The sequence below is a fragment of the Acinetobacter sp. YH01007 genome, from assembly GCF_013420425.1.
Lineage (GTDB): Bacteria > Pseudomonadota > Gammaproteobacteria > Pseudomonadales > Moraxellaceae > Acinetobacter > Acinetobacter towneri.
The window spans coordinates 31,155-56,678 of the sequence record NZ_VOYC01000021.1; the positions used below are offsets into that span (position 1 = coordinate 31,155).

Below are 25,524 nucleotides of genomic sequence, written 5' to 3' on the forward strand. Positions count from 1 at the left end.
AGTAATGAAGCTCGGCCGAAACGATCCTTGCCATTGTGGCAGTGGTAAAAAATTTAAACGTTGTTGTATGAGCAGCGTTTCCAAGCAACATGCCCAAGTCTTCGATGATGTTGAAACCATGCTGGCAATGAACCCAAATTTGAGTCTTGATGAACTCAATGCCGCTTTGCAGCACAAAGTGCAAGAACGCAATCATCAACCTCATCCCGATTTTTGTGGCGTAACGCCAACGCAAATGGCCAATTGGCTTTATGCGCCTTTTGATGAATTAAAGTGGGTGACAATTTGCACTCCCGACTCTCTTTCTGCCAGCCCAATAATGCGTTATCTAGCCCTCATTCTTGATGAGGCCATGGCGCAAGAAGGCTCCTTCAAAGCCACGAGTAAAGGCAACTTACCGGCTAAGTTGGTTAAACAGGCCAGTGAGTTATTGCCTGAGTTTGCCGTTGCTCAATTAGAACGTAGTATAAGCATCAGCGAGTTTTCGGGCAGCAATGAAGACAAATTTAATGCCTTGCACTACACCCGAGTGCTTGCCGAAATTAGCGGTATTATTTATCGGCGCAGTGGCCGCTACCATGTAAAAAAATCAGCGCAAAAGCAGTATCAAGCGCTAGGCATACAGGCCTTTTTCAAACCTATGTTAGAGGCCGCTATCAGCAAATATAACTGGGGTTATTTGGACAGTTTCGAATACGATGTCGACTTGCGCACTTTTTGGTTGTTTATGCTGTGGCGTATTCAAAGCCACAACAGTGTGGAGCAGCTTGTGAAAGAGGTGATGACAGCTTTCCCTAATCTATTGCTGGTATTCCCTACGGATGATTACTTCTCGCCAGAAAGAAACTTAAGTATGCTCATCGAATCACGATTTATTGAGCGATTTTTGCAGTTTTGGGGATTTGTAACGATTGACCCAAGACGTTATATAAACGCTGAACAAGTCGCCAGAGTGATTCAGGTACAGCCTTTGTTAAAACAAACTTTTCAATTCACAATAAATAAATAGCAAGGTCACCGTGAGCGAATTTCAATACTATAAATTTGAGCGTCTGGATGGGTATTTAGATGCTAAAGCACGTCAAGCACTCAGAGCCATTTCAAGCCGTGCCGAGATCAGCGCTACGGCCTTTCAGGTGTATTACACCTACAGTGATCTAAAGGCCGAGCCTTTTGAGCTGATGTTAAAATACTTTGATATCGGTTTTTACTATGCCGATTGGGGCTCAATCGATGTATACATCAAGCTACCAGCAGGAACGCTTCCAGATGCGTTACTTGGCTTTTCAAGTGATGGACTTCATGTTCACGAAAACGATGAGTGGCAGTTGCTGATTTTTTCCCTTGAGGAGTGTGATGAGTATTTTGACGATGAGCATGCTGACGACTTTTTCCAGCATTTAGCCGCTTTACGCGGCGGGTTAATGCAAGGGGATTGGCGCCTTGTGTACTTAATGTGGCTCAAAGCGTTTGATTTTAATGATGGCGTTGAGCGAGTGCCGTTAATTCAATTCGATTTTGAGCACCTCAGGGAAGAGGAGCAGTCGTTTGCTGCGCTGTATGATATTCCCTTAGCATTGGTTAAGGCGCTCGCCATGGTGCTGAGCGAACAACCCAGTCACCAAGCCAAACAAACTCAGCTTACGCTTGATGCGTGGATCCATAATCTCTCGCAAGCAGAGAAAGACACGCTATTACGCACGTTGTTTGAGCAAGGCCAGCTAACCCGTCACCAAGCCTTAGCGCTGACGCGAAAAGAACCTGTCAACACAGACGAGATCTATCAATACTGGTTAACTTCCGCCGTCATTTCTCCTTTCATTGAGCAAGCGCAAAGTCAATTACAGCAAGAGCAAGCCGCAGCACTCGCAAAAAAATTAGCTATCGAAAAAGCGGAAAAAGAAAAAGCGTTGACGTATATCTACAATCAACGTGAGCACTACTGGCAGCAATCACAAGAGCAAGCGGATCGAACTTGCGCCAGTGGTTACGATGCGGCATCACGCTATCTGCATCAGCTGTTTGAGGCCTATCAGTTCAAAGCTGATGAAGCGGCGTTTGAACAACGTTTTAAGCGCTTTGTTGTGGCGAATAATAGCCGTAAAGCACTGTTAAATCGCTTGAGTGATTTGCTTTAAACGATGAGGCGATAGGCTGGCCAAATGACGTTAGCAAAAAACCGATTGAGGGTTGGTTGAAAGGTTGTAAGCCCACCAAAGGTCTACAAATTGTTACCTATGAAGTCACTTTGTGTAGACCTCGGGGTCTAAGTAACGCGCTTTTACCATCTCTGTGGTAAATACTGCGTGAAATACAAAGGCATCACGATATTGGTTTGCTCTAATGCGGATGAGCCTTGTGTACCCGTTAACTTAAAGGTTTTACTTGGAGTACATTTTTCAACGTAGGATGCCAACGATTTTGCTCTTGTACGTTTACCACTTTTGACCTCCACAGGGACGATATCGCCTTCATCGGTCGCCAAAATAAATTCGATTTCGGCACGGGCGTCATTCCATGAATAGCTTGGGTCAACGCCAATGGCAGTGAGCTCTTGTTGCACAAAGTTTTCAGCCACATAACCTTTGTATTCATAGTTTTGTTGCTTAATTTCTTTATAACTGCTGCCGAGCATATGATTAAGCAGACCCACATCAAACAAAAACAGTTTCACCATATTTTCTTTTTTATAGGCCGCTAACGGAGATTTCGGCAATCCTTCAATAGGGTAGTTTGGCAAAGCTAGGCGGCAGCAGTTAAGCCAATGGATCGCGGTTTCAAAATCGCTATAACGAGATTTACGCTCATGCACATGCTTAAATTTAAAGCGTTTAACCGACTCATCGCTGACAAGTGATAGCTGGGCTGGAATGCTATTAAATACCGATTCAATCAGTGTGGTGTCGACCTTGCCCGCGTACTTACCAAAATCGCGGCGATAACCTTCCACTAAATCGGCATGAATTTTTGTGACTTTTTCAACACGCTCTAGAATGCTTGAATCCTTATACTGATACCAAGCAGAAACGGCTTCCGGCATACCACCAGTAAAAAAGTAGTCAGTGAGTTTGTCCATCAATTTGGTGTGTACTGCCGGTGTGCTTGCTTGACTATCAAACGCTTTGATCAGCGCTTGCTCGTTGGATGCGTAAATAAATTCTTGGAAGGTCAGTGGTCGTAAATTGTATTGTTCTACCTTGCCCACAGGGAAGGTGTTGAGCAAACCAATATTCGAGCCGCTGGCAGCGACAAAATAGGACGGTGCTTTTTCAGCAAAGTACTTTAGTGAGGTAACGGCACGTTCACATTCGCCAATTTCATCTAATATCAGCAGATCGGTTTCTGGGTTGAACGCTTGGTTGGTTAACAACTCAATATTCATTACTAGCTCGTCAGGTGACAGAGAGCCATCGAACGCTTCTTTGTAGGCAGGGTTTTCAAGGAAGTCGATACGAAGGATGTTGGCAAAGGTATTCCCAAATAACTCTTGTAGCAGATAGGTTTTACCTGTTTGTCTTGCACCATCGATCAATAATGGCTTGCGCACCGGTTGATTTTTCCATGTTATTAGGGCGTTTAGTAAGTTGCGCTGCATTGTCATTTCCCGCCAATTAAGACTGTTAACTGCCTGTAGTATAACTCAGCCTACACTTTTACGCGCAGAAAAGTGCGGAATTTTACATTTTTATGCGCATAAAAGTGTAATTTGATGACCTTTGGCATTCAGGGATTCACATCATCGCCTTGGCCAACGCGCAAGCTAAACCTAAAAGTAGGATATAAATCCAATTATATTGAGTAAAGTGGGAATATAGTCCCTTTGGTTGGTGATATGGCTAAGCGTGACTTACACAATATATTGTTTCCAAAGCAGCGTAAAATCCTGACGCAGTTTGGTGAAGACTTGCTGTTGGCGATGAAAAGACGTGGTTTTACCAAAAAGCTACTGTGTGAACGTACTGGTTTTGATCATAAAACCGTGAATTAAGTCTTAGCCGGTGATCCGGGCGTTGCCATAGGCACTTACTTAAAGGTGATGGCCGTTCTTGGCATGGAAAGCAACTTTGCAGAAATGGCCGCCCATGATGAAGTGGGTATCAAGCTGCAAAACATAAAATTGCTGGAAGGTTCAAGATGAGCCGTGAAATCGTTGAAGTCTATGCCGACTGGCAGCCAATTGAAGCACCTTTGCTAATAGGGCTGCTTTCTTACAGCGATTCAAGCCGAGGTGGCGTGTTTAGTTTTGCCTACGATAAAGCATTTTTAACCTCAGCCTATCGCTTGCAAATTGATCCCATCCTGACCCTCCACTCCGGTGTACTCTAAAACGATGAAGTCGATAAAAGCTTCCGCGCATTTCTTGATTCATCGCCTGATAGATGGGGGCGTATTTTAATGCAGCGGCGTGCGGCGATTGAGGCGCGCAAAGGCATTCGAGCAACAAGTCGATTAAACGAATTGGATTACCTGCTGGGCGTAAATGACTCTTACCGGATGGGTGGTATTCGATTTAAGCGAACAGGCTCGAATGCTTTTTTGGACGACAATTCTGAATTTGCTGCGCCGCCAATGGCTTCTTTGCGAGAGCTAGAGCATGCAGCAATGCAGATTGAAAAAGACGATAACATCGACAGTGACGAGTATTACCGCTGGTTGAAAATGCTGATTTCTCCAGGCTCATCATTAGGTGGTGCAAGGCCCAAAGCTTGTGTCACAGATGAACAAGACCACTTGTGGATTGCTAAGTTTCCCAATTTAAACGATACCCATGATGTGGGCGCGTGGGAGATGGTCTGTTATGAATTGGCGTTAGCGGCAGGTGTTGACATGTTTCCAAGTGAGATGAGGCAATTTTCGTCACAGCACCATACCTTCTTAACAAAACGGTTTGACCGCGACGGTGACAAGCGGCTGCATTTTTCGTCGGCCATGACACAGCTTCAATACTATGATGGTGAACAATCTCAAGGTGCCAGCTACTTAGAGATTGCTGAATTTATTTCCAATTGTGGAGCACAAACCACAGCTGATTTAGCTCAGTTTTGGCGTATGGGGGTAAAGGCATGGGGAAGTGTTTAATGAAGTGCTGCTGTTTATTTTGGCTTGGTATTTGGTGAAGGGATGTTTTCTAATTTCAATGAAGGTTGCTTGTTACTGTTGTCATCAATGTACTCAAGGGCGTACCTCATAGCCTTGTAGCTTTTCTCGCGTTTTTTAAACATGCGTTGCAGCATAGGGAGAGTGCAGTCCACATAGTCGTGAATAGTGACTTGTGTTTTGCCTTCCGATTCACGATGAATACGACCGGCATATTGAGCCAATGTTCCTTTCCATGAGATGGGCATGGCCAAAAACAACGTATCCAGTCTTGGTAGGTCAAACCCTTCGCCTACATATTTTCCTGTTGCGACGACGACTTGAGCCGATTGCAGATGATTGTCAGCGTTCTTGCGTTCCGCAGCTTTCATGGCGCCTTTAAGTACGACAGTGCTTATACCCATTTCGGTAAGTCGTGAGTGTATGGATTCTGCGTGCTCTCTACGCTCTGTAAGGACTAACGGGTGTCCGCCATTTTGAACACACTCGTAGGCGTCTGAGACGATTTTTGAAGTGCGCTGCTCATTATTGACGAGCCAGCGGTAGGCATCGCTTATTTTGGGGCGCTCATCTGTTTTTATAAGCTCTGCTGCTGGTACATCGTAGAGCTGATGAATCATCACGGTTTGAGTAAATTGCTCATCAGGGCTTTGTTTCACTTTGTAGCGAATAGGCCCTGCCGCCATAAAAATGATCTTTTGATGACCATCTTGTCGCTCTGGTGTTGCTGTAAGGCCCAATACATATTTTGCTCTTACCTCGTTGAGTACCATTTCAAACCTTGGTGCAGATAGGTGGTGGCATTCGTCAACAATAATATGGCCGTAGTCTTGAATGAGAGGAGTGATGGAATTGTCTTTTTTATTAACCAAACTTTGGTAGGTGGCTATGTCGATAATGCCACTCGGCTTTCTTTTACCTCCGCCTATACTGCCAATGGTTACTTCGGGTAGGAACGTGCGTAAGCGCTCTTGCCATTGTCGAGCAGTTGTCGGCTATGAACCAGTATGAGGGTATTTACTTTGCGTTTTACGATCATAGCAATGGCAGTAACCGTTTTTCCAAATGCAGTTGGCGCATGCAAAATACCGAAGTCATGTTTAGATATTGCGGCCACTGCGTCACGCTGGTTCTTTCGCAAAGTGAACTCAGGGGTAAGCTTTAATAATGGTTTACCAATTTCACGCTTATCGTCAAATAGTGGCGAAATGTTTTGCTCTTGTAGCAAAGCAATCGCATCATCGAGGCAGCCTCGCGGTAGTGCTAGATAACCGTTTTCAATACGAGCACAGGAAATAAACCTCGGAATGCCATGGGTTGAAAAGCGCAACGCTTGTGTTTTAAAAAACACAGGATTAGAAAAACTAGCTAATCGCTTTAGTCCGGCCAGTAATGGCCCAGGTAACTCGCTCATCAAAAAGTAGATATGGTTGGCCAAGGTAATGGTCACGTTTTTCGGCAAAGACTCTAATTTTATTGGTGCGGCTTTGGCTGTGATTTCCCAAGGAGGGCGGTTGTCTGTTAGCCCTTGCTCGGACAGTAATAGGGTGTTGGGTGAAATAGTTGTTATGAGTTGGTCAATACTCGACTGAGTGAGCGTTTTAAGCTCAGCAAGGTACCGCCATTGATCATCGATGGCATTCAGGTCACTGTCAACAAAGCAACTACGACCTGAAAGGCGAGCCTCCTTTTGAAGTGGTAACGCAATGAGATTGCCAAACCCGCCTTCAGGAAGTACATCTTGGTTAGGAAAGAGCCTGTCATAGGAGTCAAACGATAGATTTGGAAATATTTCCATGGCTTTATCAAGCAAAGCGAAACCCAGTGCCCGAGCATGGTTCGCTGGGATATTGGTTTCAAAAAATATCCATAAGTGAGCCCCGTTGCCAGAACGCGAGATTTCTATCGCGTGCGGAATATCAAACGCTTGGCACACTTTAGACATTGCTTTGACTTCTTCTTGCCAACAGCCTTTGTCAAAATCGGCTGCCAACAAATAGCACGAATTATCTTTAAGTAGTGGATACAGACCTACCACTTGATGACCGGCAAGGTGCCTGTAAATAATGTGCTCGTTTAATTCGCTAAACTTTCGGTGTGAACAGTCTTGGCATTTAATGCGGGGTTTGTTGCATAGCCCGCTTACCCACTCATTATCACAGGCTACGGAATAGCCACTGCGCCCCTGTTGATTTTGCCAACGATTGGCAAAGATATCCTCTCTTCCACGAAATCGTTGTCTGAATAAGGCGACCTTTTGTTCTGGCGTGAATGTCTGTACTGAACGCTCGATTTGAGCGCTACGCAAAGCCTCTCTTAATGCGAGAAGCTGCTGCTTTTCATTTTCAAGCTCAGCTAGCCTGTTATCAATAGCAGAAATGTTTGGGTAGCGAGCGTCATTCATAACAAACTAATTTTGATTCGCAGCACTATAAAGCGCGAACTTGCGGTGGCTTGATCAGCGACTCTGCTGGAATACCTAACCCTTCATGAAGTTTCCAAATCATTTTTAGCGTGAGTGATCGCTTATGGTTTAGGATTTCATAAACACGATTGCTTTTACCTATCATGGGTTCAAGATCTTTAACGGTTAAGCCTTTGCGCTCCATCTCAAACTTTATTGCCTCAACAGGGTCTGGCAAATCCATTGGAAAATGCTTTGCTTCGTAGGCCTCGACTAACGTAACCAAAATGTCCAGCTTTTCGCCTTCGACGGTATCAGGCTCCGCCATCATTAGGTTTTCGATGTCGTTTAATGCCGCGCGGTAGTCGGCATCTGTTTTAATAGGTCTGATGTCCATTATATTTACCTCTTGTTACTACCTTTTGGCTTCAAATCGTTTGTACATCAATTTTATCGTATTGCGCATGGCTGCCGATAAACCGTATGTAAACCACTTTGTACGCATAATTGATCCAAGCAACTAACCGGTATTTATTACCGGCAATGTTAAACACGACACGCCCATCTTTGAGGATGCTGGCATTTCTAAAGTCCTGTTTCACATCCGCCGGTGCTCCCCAATCAGCGTTTAATGCATGCCTATACCAAGCTAACGTTGGCTCTTTAGCGTCAATGTATTCTGAGCTGTCTTCCCAAAATGTTTTTAAGGTTGATAGTGCGATAATTCTCATAAATAGATATTAGTCCCAATTTGGGACTTTTGCAAGTTTGGTATTCTTGATGCGGTTAGGAGTTGTTACCGCATCCCCAATTGCCCCATTCCTTGGGGCGGTTCACATCCCTCTTATTCACCCTCTTAAGCTCGGCATATCAAGTGTTGCCCCATTGTCCCAACTGCCACGGTAAGTGATCAAATGGGGGGCTTGCTATTTTCGCCTGATGGGCCTTTTCGACATGCGGCTGCGTTTGCCATCGAAGAAGGCCAATACTCTGAACCAATAGAGTGATTCTTCATACCCCAAGCTGTGCGTTGGACGTGCAGGCGGGATGAGCCCCAGTTTGCGTCCTAAACTGACAATCACGTAGAAGCGAACGGAAAATACCTATACGAGCCTGAAACTGTGGCTGAAGTTGAGCATATTCTAGGTGCTGTTGTTGTTCTATTAAGACAGCCGATTTATTCACTCGGTTTAGGCTGTGTGATTAATGTGTTTAGAACAGCCCAAGCTTTAAATATTGGGCTTGAAATTGGGGCAGAGAAGGATAACTTGTATCTCAAACCTGATCTGACAGTTACCCATTTTTTATTGTTTCTATCAGGTTAAATTTTCTAGATGTGTATGAAGGCTAATTGCAGAAATTTGATTGATATTGGTACACAAACTGAGTCTTTGTTGCTGTCGAAGTTGGTGCATTATATTGGGTTAAACCTTTTAAAGCACTGAAGCTTAAAGCAGCACGATCAACTACTTTTCTTGTGAAATTCGCATTGGGATCTGAATATTTAAACGAAATTTCTGCTAAAACAGGTTTTAGACTACCGTAAGGCAATAGGGTATACCATAAACTTAACTCTAAATCTGCATCGAATTCACCTAAATCAATCGTTGCACCACTATATTTTCGTTCATAGATAGTTAGACCACCAACTTGATTCAGGGCTAGACTATTATTAAAATTATAGTCATTTTTGAAGCCAGTAAATAGAATATTGATATCCTCAAAATCGTTAATGGTTCGCGAGGTTGGTACGGTTGTTGACTTGCTTGCAACTACAAGGAAACTCAAGTTATCTTTACGAGTAATGTCATCTTCTAGCTTAGTTTTTGCGCCTGATACATTGCTAGTCAAATCTTTGAAGTCAGCAATATAATGGTCATATCCACGATACTTTAAAGTTACTTCTTTTGTACCATTTTCATTACGCTCTCTGAAGCTGTATCCCATATTTTTTAAAGTACAGCTTCCTTGAGTATCGTAAAAGCGGATTTCTCTTTGTGTATCAAAGATCATAGCACCAGTTACGTCACGACTGATTTTATTTTCAATCGCATTTTTCACCGCTGAAAAATAGCTATTTATGCTGCTTGCTTCATTTCCATAATTAAAATTTATGGGATCTAATAGTACTTTGTATTCGCGAGATGTGGCTTTGGGAGATGCATAGCTCAGCGATGGTAGCACTGTAATTGCCAAGAAAGTTATCAAAGCCGATTGAGTTATTCTCATTTTTCTCTCTAGACAAAAGTTGAATTTAAAAAGCCCAAAAGTTTTAGCTTTTGGGCTTCATTCATTGTTATGGGTTGAAAAGATTTAACTTATCGGCAATATATAAGGTAGGTGTATCGACACGCATGCCCACATTATCCAAATACTTTTGCTCTAAACCATTGGTTGTCCAAAGACCCATGTCATCATCATTCACAATGCCAAGAGTTTGTCGGTTAATCAACCATAGACCTTCCATTTTGTCATGCGCATAACTTACACGTTTACCCATATCCAATACCAATGTTTTACTTACTGGCTGAATATTTAGTGCTTGTAATGCTTCCCATTTTTTATCGTTATTGATGAAATATTGCTCGAGGGTTTTACCTGCAATCGTTAAACCAAGTTTAGGATCTTGCACTAGATCGCCCTGAGTTGCGATATCCTCCAAATTGGTAGCATCCTTCAGATCAATACGATAAACATGTTTCATGATATTCGGATCGTCTTTAAGGAATTTGCCATCACGTTCCAGTACTAAAAACTCATGATCATTAATCGCAATAATAGCTGAGTTTGAGTTAGCATCAATTTCTTGACGATAGAGATACTGAGCAACTTTTCCTGTTTCAAGATTGATCGTCACAATACGTGTTAAGGTTGATTTATTAACAGCTTTAGTCGGTAAGTCCATTGTCGATTGCATAATCCCAACCAATGTTTTTTGGTCAGGTGTAATAGTTAAACCTTCCATACCACGGTTGGCACGACGATAACTAAATTCTTGCGGTAAAGTGAAGGTATTGCGCACATCATTTACAAAAGGATTAATACGACCAATTTCTTTTCCATTGGCATCATAGTGCACAATGTGAGGACCATATTCATCACTCACCCAGAATGTACCATCATTCAATGCTGCCAAACCTTCAGAATCGAGACCGTAATCATCAAGTTTGATAGGGTTCGTTATTGGGTCATAAGGCTTTGATGGATCTTTAGCGATGACCTTGCCATGAATATCGTAAGGTGTTTCGCCTGTACCACCTAGTGCAGCAGTATTCGGTAATCCACTAATATTATTTCCATCACGATCTTTTAATAAAATCGTTTTGATGAGTTTGATTGAGCCATCATCTTGTACCTCAAACAACCCAATTTTAGGTATATAGTCTGGCATTGGAAAAATCTTACCAGCACCATTCACGCCATCATTATAGTCAGCATTTGGGCCACGATCTGTGATTGCGTAAAATTGTTTATTGTTCGTAGGATGGGCAGCAACATCAGAGCCAAAGCCACCCTGTCGAAGTGTAAATGCACTCGCAATAGTTGTTCCATTCGCCTTAAAGCTTGTTAAGTTTTGGTAAGGCAATGCAACCCCTTGGGCAAATAAGTTTGGACCACACTGGATGGAGCTTTGCTGGATTTCATTCGCATCCAACTCACCATTTTGATTTTTATCCAAACCACTTTCAATACGTGTTCCAGCACTCCAGCAATCATCATTTCCAAGTACTAAAGGCGTCTGTTGAATCAAACTATTCAATCCATTTTGACCATTGTCCCCATCATCAGTACATGCGGTTAATAAAATTGTCGAAGCTAATAAAGCTAAGGTTAGTGGTTTTTTTTTCATTTTTTTGAAGCATCATGTTTAAAAAGCTTCATCATAAGAAGCAAAAATGACAATTACATGAATGAAATATGATCAATGTAAAATTTTAGCAAATTAAAAATATCAGTAGTTTGTGGGGGTTATATCTAGGTTTTCTTCATTATTTATCAAATGTGGTTTGAGGTAAAATTAAAATAAAACTTTAAACTGCCACAGTATTCTAGATATAAGCAGCCTTATTATGAAGCTGTCTCATAGGGCAGGGTTATACCAATGCTAAGTTTGAAGTGATTGAATCATCCTACTTACTAACGACACAATGTGACGTGTCGAAATTTATGTTTATTGAAAATTCCCCCAAATAATTTAAATTACTGTAATATTTTCCAATAGTTAAAACATTGCTAGTAGCATCATCAACTTAAATGTACTGTGTTGCAGGTAATAGAATTAAGACATCAGAAATAGCTTCAGCACCATGACTAAACCACAGGCAATGGTGATGACAGTGGTTCAACAGATTATCAAAAGTTACTTCCAACTGTCGCTTTAGGCTGGGATATATTACCTGAGCTTTATACTTATGCTAGCTATGGCAAAGGCTTCGAAACACCAACCTTTACCGAGATGGCCTATCTTACAGTAGGGACTTCAGGCATTAACTTTAATTTAAAACCTGCGACCAGTGATACCGTAGAACTTGGCTTAAAATCGCAGAATACCTTAGGGTTATTTACTTTTGCTGTATTTCATACTGAAACTAAAAATGACATTGTGCCTGACGATGCCAATGGCGGGCGAAGCACATTTCGTAATGCAGAAAAAACCTTACGTGAAGGCTTAGAGTTATCGTGGCAAAAACAGCTCTGGCAAGCACTCAATATTCGAACCAGTTATAGTTATTTAGATGCGACTTTTGATGCTGATATTCCAGCGACCACAACCAAACCGCTGATACAAAAAGGAACATATATTCCAGGTATTGCCAAGAATCAAGCTTTTGTAGGCTTGGCATGGCAACCTGAGCAGGGATTTCAGGCAGGCTTAGAAGCACGTTATATGGACAAGATTTATGTCGATGATATCAACTCTGATACTGCACCAAGTTATACGGTCGTTGCGGCAAATGTTGGCTATTTGTGGGTCAATAAAGACTGGAAAGTAAATACTTATGCACGACTAGATAATTTATTAGATCGAAACTATGTGGGTTCCGTGATTGTCAATGATAGTAATAATCGTTTCTTTGAGCCCGCAGATAGACGAAATTTTAATGTTGGACTATCGATAAAAAAATATTCTAACATAGGCTTTGTTGCATAAATACATAACCAACTGATTTTGTTCATTAATTTTTAGGTTGAAATTCATACAAACCTATTTAAATCAGAAGCTTACAAAATCTTTATGCAACAAAGCCGTGGAACAGCCACAAATAAACTCAGTAATAAATTTTTAAACATATTAATCCCCCGTTAAGTAACGGATTATAACAGCCGTAACTATCTAATCACATGCAAAAAGTAGCCGTTTCGCCTTTTCCTGTCCTCACATGATGCAAGCGGACCATACATCTTAATCAGATAGAAATCGAGTCGAGGTAAATCAATCCATCACAAATGGAGCAGAAATTATGCTTGATCACACTCTTGGTTAATGCTGAAAAGTCTTTGAGTTTTAATTAATAAATAAGTGTATCCATGTCTACCCTCAACTTTACTTATTTTCAGATAGCAACCAATCGAGAGCACTCATTTTTACAATACCATTATAATTCGCTTCAGTCCCTATCGTGTCTAAGGTAAGCAAATACTTGGGATACGAATCAGAAATTTTCTGTAATGGACGTAACTCTCGGCTGAGTGTCTCCTCATTGAGCGTTTCTAATGCCACCTGATAATAAGTTAAATTCTGTAAAGTATCGACAGCAACAAAATCAATTTCATATTCATCAACCCGCCCTACATAGACCGTATAACCTCGTCTGACAAGCTCAAGATAAATCACATTTTCTAAGATATGACCTTGATCAGCATTAGCATCAGGCAACATAATCCGGCGCAATCCGACATCAACTAAATAGTATTTTTCAGAGGATTGTAATAACTCACGCCCGCGTACTTTAAATTGTGCGGCACTATAAAATAACAAACTGTCCTGTAAGCCCTGAATATAGCGTTTTACTGTTTCAAATGAAATTTTAACCCCACTTGAAACAAAGGTATTTTTAATTTTATTGATGGAAATAGGTGAGCCTGTCACGCTTGCCAAATATCTTGCGACACGCTCGAGAGAGTTAATATCGGCAGTATTCAAACGGGGAATAACATCTTTAAACATTACACTGGCATAGACTGCTTGCAAGTAATCATAAGTTTCCTGCTGGCTAGTCATGGCAAGCGTATAAGGGAAACTACTGCGCGTATACATGGCATACAAATCACGATTTGATAATTGTTGGATGATCGGATTATTTTCAATATGCCACTGTTTAAATTCTTGGAATGACAGAGGTAGAACATGTTGCTCGATATAGCGTCCTGTAAGTAAAGTCGCAAGTTCTCCACTTAGAAAGAATGCATTTGAGCCTGTAATATATAAATCGATATAATCCCGAACATATAAAGAGTCGACTACTTTCTCAAAATTTGTAACATGTTGTATTTCATCTAAGAAAACATAGTTTTTTTTACTTTTATCAACTTTGGACAATACATAATCATGTAGTTTACGGTAATCGGTGAGTTCTTCAAATTCCATAAATTCGAAGTTGATGGCAATGATGTTTTCGGCTTGTACACCCTGTGCTTTTAGGATTTGTTGAAACATTGCCAATAAGGTGGATTTTCCAGAGCGACGCACACCTGAAAGTACTTTAATGACATCACGGTCTTGCCATGTATTCAGAAATTTTAAGTAGCCATCACGTCGAATATTAGCGCTTCTCATTATTTACACTTGGAATCTAAAGTTTTAATAAATTATATCAAATTTTAGAACGTATATGTAAATATATTTAATTTTAAAAAAAGTTTAAGGTTAAGTGAAACATTCAAAGCTGCTGTTGAAGTATACGGATAGTAAATGTAATAAAAATCCAGATTCTATCTTTTTTGACTCTGTACACGACAAAAAACCTAAATATGCCTAATATCGTATCTGGGTCTACTCCTTAGATGAGCAATGGTGATGCCTTGTTTTCGGATTTGTTGAGACTGTAAATAAAACTATGTAAACGCTTAAACTCCCCCAACGTTGTTGGGGTCAAACAAAAGGTGTTTACCATGAAAGATGAAGCAATGTTGGCACTCGCTAAAGAGTTAGCCAAGAACCTAAAAACCGAACTCGATCTCAATAATTTTAGTCGGGCTTTAAAGAAATTGACTGTTGAAACTGCCCTTAATGCGGAACTCACCGACCATTTAGGTTACGAAAAGAATAGTCCACGAACAGGTAAAAATGCTCGCAATGGTTACACAACGAAGCGTCTACTGACTGATGATGGTGAGTTTGAACTAGATACCCCTAGAGATCGTGAGGGTAAATTTGAGCCACAGCTTATCAAGAAAAATCAGACCCGTATCACAAAGCCAATTTCTGCTTTTGAGTGAGGTAAAGCAATTTGAACCGTTAACATATTAGTAGAAATAGGATCTAATGGTGCAGAGCAGGATAAGGCAATAAATGCAGGTTTATTCGGTGGTGGTGAGCGATCATTCTTTGGTTTACCATCAAATAAGCGAATCCATTTGGATACAAGATTTGCATTCAATCCATGTTGCAAAGCGACCGAAGCAATTGAAACGTCAGGTGCTTTACAAGCCTGAACGATCTGCTGTTTAAATTCAGCACTGTATGTTCTTCGTTTTTTCGCTAGAGATGCGATGGATGTCTGATTATTTGTCGTCATAAATTTAAGTCCCCACTTGTTTTTAAGTGGGGACTAAATTAAGGCTTATAGGATGAATTCATAAGGTGTGTTCAGCGGACGCTTACGAAAAAACAGCCAAGTGCTCATATGGTACAGTTATATCAAGAACAATGGTCAGATTGGCTATCAACGACACATGTGGCAAGTGAAGGTGTCCTGCAGAATGAAAGTTAAGTGTCTATTGAGGGGTACAATCTAATGGGAGAAATTGAAAAATAAAATACCATTGAATATTTGGTCATTATTTGTTAATTTCTGCGCAAAATTTAACATGCAATAAATTTATGTTCAAAAAAAATATAGTATTAAAAAGTATTTTGCTTACTTTGGGTGGTTTTGTTGTTACTCCTTTTGCATTTGCAGAAACATTTGATCCAGCGATAGATGGTTTGATTCGAAACCAGCAGCGCCAAGCAGAACTAGAAAAAATTATACAACCAGAACGTGATGTTAATTTAGATGTCATCCAAAAAAAAGAAGCTGTACAACTTACCGACCTTGAAGATCAGAATTGTTTTGAAATCAAGACAGTTGAACTTGATGGCGAAATGAGTAAGCATTTTGATCAATATGTGCAACAAGCGTTAAAAGATTTAAGTTTTACTCCAGGTTTATGCATGGGTGAGCAGCGAATTAATCTGTTGATGACGCAAACGCAGAACATCATCATTGGCCGAGGCTTTACTACGACACGAATATTGGCTGCACCTCAAAACTTAAGTACAGGCGTATTAAAACTCACCGTCATTCCGGGATTAGTTCGAGAAATCAAACTCGATTTAAGTGATGAGGAAAATACCCGAGCAGGCCGAATTCAATATGCCAAAAATATCTTTCCAATGAAGAGTGGCGATATTCTCAATTTACGTGACTTAGAGCAAGGCTTAGAAAACTTAAAAAGACTGCCTACAGCGGAAGCTGATATTCAAATTATTCCTGCAGATGCGCCCAATCAAAGTGATGTTATCGTCAAATGGAAACAGCGAAAAATTCCAATTCGCGTGACCTTAAGTGCTGATGATGCCGGTAGTCGTCAAACCGGTAAATACCAAGGTAACATCACCGTTTCAGTCGATAACCCTTTATTTAGAAGTGACTTATTTTACGTCACCATGGGCCGTAACTTAGCAGATCAGCAAGAGATTACGGATCAAAATGGAACCACTGTGAAGAGCGGAACCCATAACTATGCCCTTCATTATTCAGTCCCTTATAAAAACTGGCTGATCAGCGCCAATGCGAGTCGATACAATTATGACCAAGCTGTTGCAGGCACCAATAATGTCTATAACTATAATGGAGAAAGTCAGACTCAAGACTTAGGCTTGACCCGATTGCTTTATCGGGATGCCAAGCGTAAAACCTCAGCGACCTTGAAAGGCTGGCATCGAGAATCTAAAAGCTATATTGATGATGCCGAACTGACCATACAGCGCAGAGATGTTGCGGGTTGGCAGTTAAACCTTGATCATCGTGAATATATTCAATTTGCAGTGCTGGATTTGAGTCTAGGGTATAAGCGAGGCACAGGTGCATTCGATTCATTACCAGCAGTTGAGGAAGCGCTGAACGAAGGTACATCACGGATGAAGATCTGGACGCTAGATGCCAATCTGAATGTTCCGTTCCAATTTGAGAACCAGCAATATAGCTACTCAAGTGCCTTTAGAGCGCAATACAATGACACCCCGCTGACCATCCAAGACCGGCTTTCCATTGGTGGAAGGTATACAGTACGCGGTTTTGATGGTGACCTAACCCTAGCAGCAGACCGTGGCTTCTACTGGCGCAATGATTTAGCCATGTCTATTTTTCCCGCACATCAATTCTATATGGCCTTGGATGCTGGGCATGTTGATGGTCAATCTGCCCAATGGCTTTTAGGTAAAACCCTTGTGGGTGGTGCGATGGGGCTACGTGGTCAATTTAAGGTGGGTGGCACTTTTTACTACGATATATTTATCGGTAAACCAATCAAGAAGCCTGAATATTTCCAAAATTATGATTTGAATTATGGTTTTAGTGCCAGTTATTCATTCTGATCTAAAGAAAAGTACAAACTAAAAAATGAGCTCGTAGTATTAAAGCGAAAAAATCTCCCAAATAAAGACACATTGGTAATTGAAAAATGAATAAGAACTGCTATAAAACGATTTTTAGTCAAACCCGTGGTGAAATGATTGCTGTTGCAGAAAATGTCGCAGCTGCAGGACAAGCCTCAACACAGAATAATAAAGCGGTTGATCTTGAAACACCAGTCGTTGCTTCTGAAAAAAGTTTAGCTTTAAAAGTTCTTTCATTTTCATTGATGCTGATTACAGGCACTGCCCTGATCAATGCATCTATTGGTGTATCGCACAGCAATGTTGTTGCAGACTCGAATGCGGCAGGCAATCAGCGTCCAACGATATTGAACAGTGCCAATGGCACAACGCAGGTGAATATTCAAACCCCAAGCAAAGCTGGGGTATCGGTGAATCACTACCAGCAATTTGATGTGAATCAGAACGGTGTCATTTTAAATAACAGCCGCCAAAATACTCAAACGCAGCTTGGGGGTTATATCCAAGCCAATCCGTGGCTTGCAGGCGGTGAAGCCAAAGTCATTGTTAATCAGGTGAACGGCAGCAATCCAAGTCACTTAAATGGCTATGTAGAGGTCGGTGGACGTAAAGCAGATGTGATCATTGCCAACCAAGCTGGGATTAATGTCGATGGTGGCGGTTTTATCAATGCAGGTGGGGTGACTTTAAGTACCGCCAATCCGAATATTCAAAATGGACAAGTGACAGGTTATCAAGTCCGTGACGGGGTGATTAACATCACAGGTCAGGGCTTGGATGCCAGTAAAGCCGACTATACCCAGTTACTCAGCCGTGCTGCACAGATCAATGCGGGGATTTGGGCTAAAGAATTGACGGTGGTTGCTGGACAAAATGATATTGAAGTTAATCCGCAGGCTGGTGCGATACAGGCGGCTTCGGGGTTGGCAGGCACTGTGCCACAGTTTGCCATTGATACCAGTCACTTAGGCGGAATGTATGCGGGCAAAATCAGTTTAATCAGTACCGAACAAGGGGTTGGGATTAACAATGCAGGGCAAGTGTTTGCTTCAGCCGGGCATATTAAAATCAGTGCCAATGGCGAGCTGCAAAATAGCGGTGCAGTAGTTGCAGAAAATAAAGTCGATAGCACCCCAGCGAGTTTAAATCTTCAAGCAAAAGATTTAAACAATAATGGCAAGATATTAAGTCTAGGCGATCAACGCATTCAGGCTGAAAACGTCAACAATACCGGCCTCATTAATAGCCAAGGTTTAACTCGTATTGATGCCAGTCAAGGCATCCAAAACGTGGGTACAGGTCAAATCTATGGTGACCATATTGCCCTGCAAGCCGCGCATCTTCTCAATGCAGAACAGCAAACCAATGGCGATGTCAAAGCAGGCACGATTGCGGCACGTCAACGCTTAGATATTGCAGGCGGAAAAATTGAAAACCGAGAACAAGCCTTAATTGCCAGCGAAGGTGCGCTGACTGTTGGTGGACAACTCAATGCAAACCATATGGCAGAAGGCTCTGCCGCATTATTAGACAATGCCAGTGCACGTATTCAATCCGTGGGTGATATGTACTTAGGCGTGGATATTTTGACCAACCGAAATTTGCATTTCAGTTCAAGTGTCAAAGAAATACCAGAAACCCGCAAAGATGTGACCGCTTATCAAGGTGCTGGAAGCGCTGAAATTCTTGATTCATCGCATATTACAGGTCGTGGCAGTTATGACAGCATTTATCTGGATGGTCAAAAATATGAAGACTATACCCGATATATCTACAACCAGTACGAAACCCAACACTATGTGGATTCCAGTGCACCAGCGGAGATTATTTCAGGTGGCACACTGACGCTAAAAGGCCAAAGCCTGACCAATGACAAGAGCCAAATTCTAGCGACGAAAGGCATTAATATTGAACAAAATGAAGTGAATAATATTGATGCTGAGGGTGAGCATCGTGTGATTAAAACGGGGACATCACAGTATCACTATGTAGGTTGGAATACATTAGGTACAAGTAAACGAAGTAAGTGGAACAGTGTTAAACCCTATAATCCAGCTGATATCGTAACGCCAATAAAACTTGATGTGGTGAAATATGATGGTGCTCACCAAGGCACATTAAATGGTGATACCTCAGAACTCAGCTTACCGCTGCAATCCTTATACAGCGTTAATAAAGAAAATAATAACCGCCCTTTGATTGAAAGCAGCGATGCCTTTACCAATTATAAAAATTGGTTAGGCAGTGATTACATGCTGCAAATGTTCGCGACCAACCCACAAAATATGCAAAAACGTTTAGGGGATGGTTATTACGAGCAAAAACTGGTCAATGACCAAATTGCACAACTGACGGGTCAAGTTTATTTAGATGGTTATACGAACTTCGAGGATCAATTCAAAGCCTTGATGGATTCTGGGGTAAGTGCTGCCAAAGATCTTAATTTAAGTGTTGGAGTGAAGCTCTCAGAAGCACAGATTGCTCGATTGACCAGTGATATGGTGTGGCTGGTGACAGAAACCATTACCGTTGATGGCGAAAAAATCCAAGTCTTGGTACCGAAAGTGTATGTTGCGGTACAGTCGGGGGACTTAAACAACAAAGGTGCCTTGATTGCAGGCGAGACGGTCAATTTAAAACTGAGTGGGGATTTAAACAACCAAGGCAGTATTGCTGGACGCCAATTGGTGAGTCTTGAAGCCAATAACATTAATAACGTGGGTGGCTTAATACAAGGTCGAGATGTCTTTGCGACAGCACACACCGATATCAATAATATTGGTGGGACAATGACCGCCAATCAAATCCTTGCCCTTGATGCGGGCCGAGACATTAACAACATCACCACGACGATTAAAACTGAAAATAAGCACGGTTTAAGTGAATTTAGCGCTGAAAACATTGGCCGTGTTGCTGGGCTGTATGTACAAGATGCGGATGGTCAGCTGGTTGCCAATGCCAAGAATAATATCAATCTGACTGCATCAGATCTACAAAGCCAAGGTAGCATTGCGATCCAAGCGGGACAAGACCTGAATCTTTCTACGGTGAATGTCAGTCGCAGTGATTTAAGCTCAGCAGGTGACAAGGATCAGATTCTGAATGCTTCGAGTCGAGATGTAGGGACGCAGATTCAGGCGAAAGGAAATATTTCCCTGCAAAGTGGTGCCAATACTCAGATTAAAGCCAGCACCTTGAACAGTACGTCGGGCAATGTAGTGATTGATGCTGGACAAAATGTCTTGATCGAAAATGGACGAGATGAACGCAGTTCTCAGCTTGCAGCCCAAGAAAAAGGTGGCTTCTCTACAACAGATAAAAAAATCCAATCTTCGACCAGTCAATCGATTGCAACCGACATCCAATCGGGTGGCAATATCCTGATCAATAGCCAAACAGGAGATATTCAAGCCACGCACCTGCAAGCTGGTGCGAAAGACAGCATTCAAATTACGGCAAACCAAGGCAATGTAAAACTTTTGTCAGATATTGATACTGATATAAAGAGCACGGAAACAGCCAAGAAAAATACAATTCAATTTAAAAACCGTCAATCAGGATATATCGACGAAGATGTTGCACAAACACAGCTCAAAGCTGGCAAAAATGTTGATATCAATGCCGGTAAAAATATCGAGCTGCAAGCCAATGATATACAAGCTCAAGACAATATTTATATTGGCAATAAACAATTCGAACGCCAAGCGGATGGCAGTTTAAAATCCAAAGATGGTAATGCCCTGCCCGAAAATGTCAGTCTGACGACATTAGAAACCAATGATCAGCAATGGGATGAAACCCAAAAAGGTTATCGTGGCATTGCCAAAGACTTAATGAAAGTGACTGCTGTTGGCTTAGCGGGTATTGAGGCTTTAGCTCCGGGATTAAAAGCACCGAAGATCACGATCGGAGAATCATCGAGCACACGGACTGAGCAAAGAACACAAACAGGGACCGATCTTGGTGCCAATAATGTCTATGTGGGTTCAGCAGGTCAAACGACACTGACCAGTAGCAACATTGATGCACAGAACACGGTCTTAGCGGGCAAAAAAGTCACGCTCGATGCAGCAGAAGAACAACACAAAACTGTTACGTCAAACAGCAAAGAAACGGTACAAGGTCTTGGGGTTAAGCTGAATAAAGACAGCATTCGAGTGGGCGGCTTTGTACTTGAAGACGCAGAGAATACCGTTAAAACTACAGCCACAACGCATAAGTCAGGCAATATCAATACTGAAAATTTAACAATTCAAGGTGCAGAAGGTGTAGATATCCTCGGCCAAAATATCACAGCGACAGGTGATACGATCATTGATCATGGTCGAGGAAATCTTAACATAGGCGGTTATGAAAATAAAACCACCACAGAAGAAAAGACTCATACTGAAACCATCAGTACAGAAGTCGGCATTCGCAATGCCTATTTAGATGCAATCTTAGCGGTAGAAGCTGTTGCAGATGCAACTAAAGCCTTATCTAAAGCTAAAGATGATTATAGCCAAGCACAACGTGACTATGCAGCGGGTCGAATTACCAAAGGAGCCTTAGATGACAGCAAAGCCAATGTCGCAATGGCAACGGCCAATGTGGCAAGTGCACAGATTGCTGTAGGGGCAGCAGCCGCATCTGCGGCTGCAAGCAGTGCAACCTATGGCTTTACTATTGGTGCCAATGGTGAAAGGATTGAAACTACGACGACCACGAATACAGAACAAAGCCAATGGCAAGGTAGCAACTTAGATTTAAATAACCTTCAGCTTAAATCAGAAGGCCAAGACATCAATATCCAAGGCAGCCGAGTGAATGCAACAGGCACCACGACCTTTGATGGCAGCAAAGACCTCAATGTGACTGCAGGCGTCGAGCATAGTAAACAGGACAGCAATAGTAAAACCAATAGCCAAAGTGTGAGCTATACCTATGGCGGTGGCGGCAGTGCTTCAATAGGCAAGCAAACCAGCCAATCACAAAACGAAAGCCTCACCCACGTAAATAGTGAAGTTGTGCTGAATCGTACTGAAGGTGCAATAGACAAACTGAATATTCAGGGCGGTGAGGTTTCTATCGCTGACCGAGGTAATCTACAAGTAAATCAGATCCATGTAGAAAGCTTGCAGGATACAGAGACTAGCAGTAATAGCAGCAAAGGCGGAAATATTGGCTTAGGTTTTGGTTCTAACGGTAAAGCCAGCAATATCAGCGCTGGCTATAACCAAAGTAAGGGCAGCATTGACAGTGCATGGGTAAATGACACTAGTAAGCTGCTGATTGGCAATGCGCAGAACGATGCTGATCTAGATGCGATGGGTGTTAAAAATATTACCAGTATTGGTGGTGTGATTGCCAATGCGACGAAGAATGAAGACGGCACATTAACGGATCACGGTAAGCTGAACTATTCAGGCGAACTTGCGCTGAAAGACATAGAAGATCATAACTACAACAGTAGCAGTGGTTTTAATGTATCAACGACGATAGGCAAAACCACGAACAACAAAGATGGAGAAAAATCCAAATATCCAAACGGTTCAACCACCATTGGCCTTAACAGCAGTGGACAAGAAACAGAACAATTGACTAAGGCAACGATGGGTCAAGGGACTGTTGCAAATGCCTCAGACAGCACCAATCGGGACATTAATAATACGCAAGAAATTACTCGTGACCAAGTGACGGGCATGCTGGATGGTTCTGTGACGGTTGATCAGCGTTTACTGAGTAAGAGTGGACGGGCGGAGATTATTCAAGAGCAGAAGGAATTACCTGAAAATTTCCGTCAAAGTGCTGAAAATATTGTGAAGCAAATGCCTGAGGGAGAATATAAAGAGAAGGCTTTACAAAGTTTAAATAATATACAAGCAAAACTTTATAGTTTACCAGCAGATTTTGAGGGTTTAGAGGAATATGGGCAGCAAGTTGCAGGGGAGCTATTGAAAAATGGTCTTGAAATTAAAGAGGTCGAAAAGATTATAGATACAGATAATTATTGGTATGCAATTCAAAAATTATCTGCTGTCCAAGAACAATTAGATATTTTGAGTCAGAATGGTAGTGGCATTGAACAGATTCTTAATTCTGAGCTCTCTAAAGAGCAACCAATAGTCAACTCAAACTCCTTAATTAGTATATTAGCTGAAAATACAGATAGTTCTCTTGCTGTAAAAGAAACGGATTTACTAGGTTTTAAATTTTTACATGCGGCAGCAGAAATTAGTAAAAATATAGAAAAAATTTCTGTAGATAGTGGTGTTGACATTGAAAAAATACAACTTGCTGCTAGCGTGTTGTTAGGAGGGCCTGTAAAAGCAACAGCAGGATATATAGTTAATCAATTTAGTGGAGAATATATTGATTATGCTACAAATGCGGTATCAGATCATTTAGTAAAATCACTCTACGGACTTTCAGATGGTCTATATGATGATTGGAGTCGGTCTGAAAAAATTAGTGAGTTGAAACAGCTTGGACTAAGCGATGATGATTTTCAACGAAGTCTTAATTATGCGGAATCACTGCAAAATGCAAAGCTAGGTGCTACTTTTATTGTTGGTATAGCTGCTGAGACACTAATTTCAGGGAAAGGAAAAGCTAAAAATAGTGATGAAATATCAGTAAAACCTACTGTTCCTGATTATGTTACTCGTAATGATCATGATTTTTCTGCTACAGAAAATTATAAAGGTAAACCAAAAGCTTACATAAATGACAAAGGTGATTTGGTTGCTGCAAACCCTGAAGGAACAGGATCTGTTCAATCTCATATTAGAGGTGGTAATTCTGAGAATACACCATACATTTCAACAAGTGATCCAGCAATAGCTATTGATTCTAAAAATTATGGTGGTGAGCAAATTAAGATTGATACGAAGCGATTGCAGGAAGATATTGATGCAGGTAAGATTTCTGGTAGTCAGATTGTGACACATACCGAAGTTAGAAAGGAATTACAATCTAAAGTCGATGCAGCTCAGGCGAAATATGATCGTAATCCTAGTAAAAAAAATCGAGATAAATTAAGAGATGCAAATAAAGATTTGAATCATGCTATTAGAGATGGGGAATGCTTAATCAAAGGTTGTGTTCCATCAGAATACATAAAGAAATAGTTTGTAAGGAGTATAGAGTTGGAACAGAAGATTATAGACTTATTAAATGAGATTCCTGATAGTGTCAATTATACAGATATAGCAGAGGACTTAGATGCTGAAGATATTTCAGTTAGCCGTATAGAACAGTTAAGAGAATTATTAACAAATTCGGATGACTATATTGTATTCCAAGCTGCTAAATTGTTGACATTTTGGGGAGATGATTATGGTTTTAATGCTTTAACTGCATTATTTGAAAACAATAAATTAAATGGTTTTATTGATCATAGGCTAAATGGTTATGATGATACATTGCAACATGTTCTTAGAGCATTTATTCGTTATTGGGCTGATAAATCTGACCATGGTCTAGGTACCTTAACAAGAAAAAAATTGTTTCCATATATTGTCAAAATAATAGAGCTTGCTAATACTCAACCTTTTGGAATAGATTCTTTATTTGGTTTAATAATCGATGAGGACTTCAAAGAATATATTCCATTTTTAAAAGAACATTTAATTTCAATCATTGATCATCCAGAAATACATGGTTGGAAAATTCATGATGTTATTGAGTTATTTTTAAAAATTGAACCTGATTTTGTATATAAATTATTGGATGAAAAAGGAAAGACGTTAAAGGATTTTAATTTTTGAAATTAATGTATCGACCAGTATTGGTATTCCACAAAAGGGAACTAAAGAAGCTTCTACAGCTCCAAAAGGTTCAACGACCATTGGTATCAATAGCAGCGGGCAAGAAACAGAACAACTGACCAAGGCAACCTTAGGTCAAGGTACTGTGACGAATGTGAAAGATACGGTAATCCCCCCTAAAAATAATAGGATCTAAAAGTAGAATTTTCTCTTAAGATACGAGCAGGAGATTCTGCATGAAAACATCTAAATTTACTGATAGTCAGATCATGTCCATCTTGAAACAGGCAGAATCTGGCACACCTGTAGCGACCCTTTGCCGTGTACACGGCATGAGTAATGCTACCTTTTATAAATGGCGTGCCAAATATGGTGGTATGGATACATCATTAATGGCTCGACTGAAAGAGCTAGAAGCCGAAAATACCAGACTTAAAAAGATGTATGCGGAA

At 41.2% G+C, this 25,524-nt stretch carries 15 protein-coding genes and 6 pseudogenes; 11 read left to right on the forward strand and 10 right to left on the reverse strand.

Features of this window, described 5'->3' with window-relative positions:
• Positions 1-4: 4 nt before the first annotated feature.
• Positions 5-1,009, forward strand: a complete 1,005-nt coding sequence (locus FTT74_RS11425; protein WP_070153169.1) for a YecA family protein — start codon at positions 5-7, stop codon at positions 1,007-1,009.
• Between the two features lie 10 nt (positions 1,010-1,019).
• Positions 1,020-2,138 carry a hypothetical protein gene (locus tag FTT74_RS11430; RefSeq protein ID WP_179989052.1) on the forward strand — a complete coding sequence of 373 codons (1,119 nt, stop codon included), beginning with the start codon at positions 1,020-1,022 and terminating at the stop codon, positions 2,136-2,138.
• A gap of 143 nt (positions 2,139-2,281) precedes the next feature.
• Here FTT74_RS11430 and FTT74_RS11435 read toward each other — a convergent pair whose 3' ends face one another.
• Complete coding sequence (locus FTT74_RS11435; protein ID WP_070153175.1) at positions 2,282-3,595, reverse strand: ATP-binding protein; 1,314 nt, start codon at positions 3,593-3,595, stop codon at positions 2,282-2,284.
• A 237-nt stretch (positions 3,596-3,832) separates the two neighbouring features.
• On the opposite strand from FTT74_RS11435, the pseudogene FTT74_RS14015 reads away from it, so the two are divergent.
• Together FTT74_RS14015 and FTT74_RS11445 are read left to right on the forward strand one after the other, a co-directional pair.
• Positions 3,833-4,138: pseudogene (locus FTT74_RS14015) on the forward strand (transcriptional regulator).
• Positions 4,135-5,049, forward strand: a pseudogene (locus FTT74_RS11445) (type II toxin-antitoxin system HipA family toxin); the annotation flags it as partial. The pseudogenes FTT74_RS14015 and FTT74_RS11445, both read left to right, overlap by 4 nt.
• Positions 5,050-5,093: 44 nt before the next feature.
• On the opposite strand, the gene FTT74_RS13935 reads toward FTT74_RS11445, so the two are convergent.
• From FTT74_RS13935 to FTT74_RS11460, 4 genes and pseudogenes are all read right to left on the reverse strand, one after another.
• Positions 5,094-5,870, reverse strand: coding sequence for a DEAD/DEAH box helicase (locus FTT74_RS13935; protein ID WP_257219781.1), 777 nt, complete (start codon positions 5,868-5,870; stop codon positions 5,094-5,096).
• Positions 5,871-7,501 (reverse strand): annotated as a pseudogene (locus tag FTT74_RS13940) (DEAD/DEAH box helicase family protein); the annotation flags it as partial.
• 25 nt (positions 7,502-7,526) lie between these two features.
• Positions 7,527-7,898, reverse strand: coding sequence for a type II toxin-antitoxin system HigA family antitoxin (locus tag FTT74_RS11455; protein WP_000354814.1), 372 nt, complete (start codon positions 7,896-7,898; stop codon positions 7,527-7,529).
• Positions 7,899-7,929: 31 nt separating this feature from the next.
• Entirely contained in the window at positions 7,930-8,232 is a 303-nt protein-coding gene (locus FTT74_RS11460) for a type II toxin-antitoxin system HigB family toxin (protein ID WP_154320130.1), read from the reverse strand.
• 390 nt (positions 8,233-8,622) lie between these two features.
• Here FTT74_RS11460 and FTT74_RS11465 point away from each other — a divergent pair, with 390 nt between their 5' ends.
• The gene (locus FTT74_RS11465) at positions 8,623-8,826 is read left to right on the forward strand and encodes a hypothetical protein (protein WP_094069354.1); all 204 of its coding nucleotides are present in this window, start codon (positions 8,623-8,625) and stop codon (positions 8,824-8,826) included.
• Positions 8,827-8,848: 22 nt separating this feature from the next.
• On the opposite strand, the gene FTT74_RS11470 is transcribed toward FTT74_RS11465, so the two are convergent.
• Together FTT74_RS11470 and FTT74_RS11475 are read right to left on the reverse strand one after the other, a co-directional pair.
• Entirely contained in the window at positions 8,849-9,730 is an 882-nt protein-coding gene (locus tag FTT74_RS11470; RefSeq protein WP_179989051.1) for a hypothetical protein, read from the reverse strand.
• Between the two features lie 67 nt (positions 9,731-9,797).
• On the reverse strand, positions 9,798-11,351 hold the full coding sequence (locus tag FTT74_RS11475; RefSeq protein ID WP_167846514.1) for an esterase-like activity of phytase family protein: 1,554 nt from the start codon (positions 11,349-11,351) through the stop codon (positions 9,798-9,800).
• Between the two features lie 474 nt (positions 11,352-11,825).
• On the opposite strand from FTT74_RS11475, the pseudogene FTT74_RS11480 reads away from it, so the two are divergent.
• Positions 11,826-12,653, forward strand: a pseudogene (locus tag FTT74_RS11480) (TonB-dependent receptor domain-containing protein); the annotation flags it as partial.
• Between the two features lie 268 nt (positions 12,654-12,921).
• Here the strand turns inward: FTT74_RS11480 and FTT74_RS14020 are convergent.
• Together FTT74_RS14020 and FTT74_RS11485 are read right to left on the reverse strand one after the other, a co-directional pair.
• Positions 12,922-13,008 (reverse strand): annotated as a pseudogene (locus FTT74_RS14020) (HNH endonuclease); the annotation flags it as partial.
• A gap of 38 nt (positions 13,009-13,046) precedes the next feature.
• Positions 13,047-14,279 carry an ATP-binding protein gene (locus FTT74_RS11485; RefSeq protein ID WP_094069408.1) on the reverse strand — a complete coding sequence of 411 codons (1,233 nt, stop codon included), beginning with the start codon at positions 14,277-14,279 and terminating at the stop codon, positions 13,047-13,049.
• A gap of 335 nt (positions 14,280-14,614) precedes the next feature.
• Between FTT74_RS11485 and FTT74_RS11490 the strand changes: the two are divergent.
• Positions 14,615-14,917 (forward strand): annotated as a pseudogene (locus FTT74_RS11490) (transposase); the annotation flags it as partial.
• Here FTT74_RS11490 and FTT74_RS11495 read toward each other — a convergent pair.
• A complete protein-coding gene (locus FTT74_RS11495) occupies positions 14,902-15,240 on the reverse strand; it encodes a transposase (RefSeq protein ID WP_154320127.1) in 339 nt (112 codons plus the stop codon). The pseudogene FTT74_RS11490 and the gene FTT74_RS11495 overlap by 16 nt on opposite strands.
• Positions 15,241-15,545: 305 nt before the next feature.
• On the opposite strand from FTT74_RS11495, the gene FTT74_RS11500 reads away from it, so the two are divergent.
• The 4 genes from FTT74_RS11500 to FTT74_RS11515 all read left to right on the forward strand — a co-directional run.
• Positions 15,546-17,303: a ShlB/FhaC/HecB family hemolysin secretion/activation protein gene (locus FTT74_RS11500; protein ID WP_154320126.1), complete on the forward strand. Its 1,758-nt coding sequence runs from the start codon at positions 15,546-15,548 to the stop codon at positions 17,301-17,303.
• 86 nt (positions 17,304-17,389) lie between these two features.
• Entirely contained in the window at positions 17,390-24,433 is a 7,044-nt protein-coding gene (locus tag FTT74_RS11505; RefSeq protein WP_179989050.1) for a hemagglutinin repeat-containing protein, read from the forward strand.
• A gap of 18 nt (positions 24,434-24,451) precedes the next feature.
• A complete protein-coding gene (locus FTT74_RS11510) occupies positions 24,452-25,072 on the forward strand; it encodes a hypothetical protein (RefSeq protein ID WP_154320123.1) in 621 nt (206 codons plus the stop codon).
• Positions 25,073-25,308: 236 nt separating this feature from the next.
• Positions 25,309-25,524, forward strand: a 216-nt coding sequence (locus FTT74_RS11515) for a transposase (RefSeq protein WP_179989049.1), incomplete at its 3' end; no start/stop codon positions are given.